This window comes from Shewanella waksmanii ATCC BAA-643 (genome assembly GCF_000518805.1).
GTDB lineage: Bacteria > Pseudomonadota > Gammaproteobacteria > Enterobacterales > Shewanellaceae > Shewanella > Shewanella waksmanii.
The window spans coordinates 1-1,383 of sequence record NZ_JAEH01000088.1 but is presented as its reverse complement, the minus strand read 5'-3'; the positions used below and the strand labels follow the sequence as shown (position 1 = coordinate 1,383).

The 1,383-nt window shown below is 43.5% G+C and carries 1 protein-coding gene; it reads left to right on the top strand.

Annotation, left to right across the window (positions count from 1 at the left end; genetic code table 11):
- Positions 1–396 precede the first annotated feature (396 nt).
- Complete coding sequence (cysK, locus tag L865_RS0119975) at positions 397–1,365, top strand: cysteine synthase A (protein WP_028774844.1); 969 nt, start codon at positions 397–399, stop codon at positions 1,363–1,365.
- The last annotated feature ends 18 nt before the right edge of the window (positions 1,366–1,383 follow it).

Below are 1,383 nucleotides of genomic sequence, written 5' to 3'. Positions count from 1 at the left end.
GCCTACATTCGAGCTTAGGATACAAAACACCTGCTGAATTTGAGCAGACATTATTTTGAAAATGGACGGTGTCTATTTTATCGGGTGAAGATCACTTTGAAACGGCTGAGCATCATCCTTAAACTGCGATGGCCATTTAGCTTGGATTTAAATTACTTTTTATAACCGACTGAACGACAAATGCATGGCCAATTGGCGTTTTATCCACACCAAGGTGATATGTAAAATAGCCATAAAACACAGGGCATTAGCGATAAAACCCAGGTAAGGCCTTAACAATTGTTAATAGAAATGCATGTGCTAATAACCAAATGGAATAAAGAAGATGAAACTAGCATTTCTCAAGCGCTTAAACCGCACTATGATTTAGCTATACAAAAAAGGAGCAAGCAACCCATGAGCAAAATTTACGAAGACAATTCACATACGATTGGTCACACCCCTCTTGTTAAGCTTAACCGCGTTAGTAATGGTAATGTGCTAGCAAAAATAGAAGCATGTAACCCAAGCTTCAGTGTGAAGTGTCGTATCGGTGCAAATATGATCTGGGATGCCGAGAAAAACGGTACACTGACCCAAGGTAAGGAGCTCATCGAGCCTACCTCTGGTAATACTGGTATTGCACTGGCTTATGTTGCTGCTGCTCGCGGTTATAAACTCACACTAACCATGCCTAACACCATGAGCTTAGAGCGACGTAAGTTACTAAAAGCACTGGGTGCTAACTTAGTCCTTACTGAAGGTGCTAAAGGTATGAAAGGCGCCATTGATAAAGCCGAAGAGATTCGTCAATCAGCACCTGAAAAGTATGTGTTGCTACAACAGTTTGACAACCCGGCTAACCCAGAAATTCATGAGAAAACCACTGGTCCTGAAATTTGGAATGACACAGATGGTAGCGTTGATGTTGTTGTCGCTGGTGTCGGTACCGGCGGAACAATCACAGGTGTGAGCCGTTATATTAAAAATGCCCAAGGCAAAGCGATTACTTCTGTTGCCGTAGAGCCTGTCGACTCGCCAGTGATTGCGCAAACCTTAGCGGGTCAAACAGTCCAACCTGGACCACACAAAATTCAAGGTATTGGCGCCGGATTCATTCCTGGCAACCTAGATTTAGAAATGGTTGATCGCGTTGAAGCTGTTAGCAACGAAGACGCAATTGAAATGGCGCAACGCCTAATGAAGGAAGAAGGCATTTTAGTCGGTATTTCTTCAGGTGCAGCTGTTGTTGCCGCTAATAGAATCGCCGCACTGCCTGAGTTTGCAGATAAGAATATCGTCGTTATTCTGCCTTCAGCAGCTGAGCGTTATCTGTCTTCAGTGTTGTTCCAAGGCCAATTTGGTGACGCTGAAAACGTTCAATAAATTCAATGTGTCTAGTCC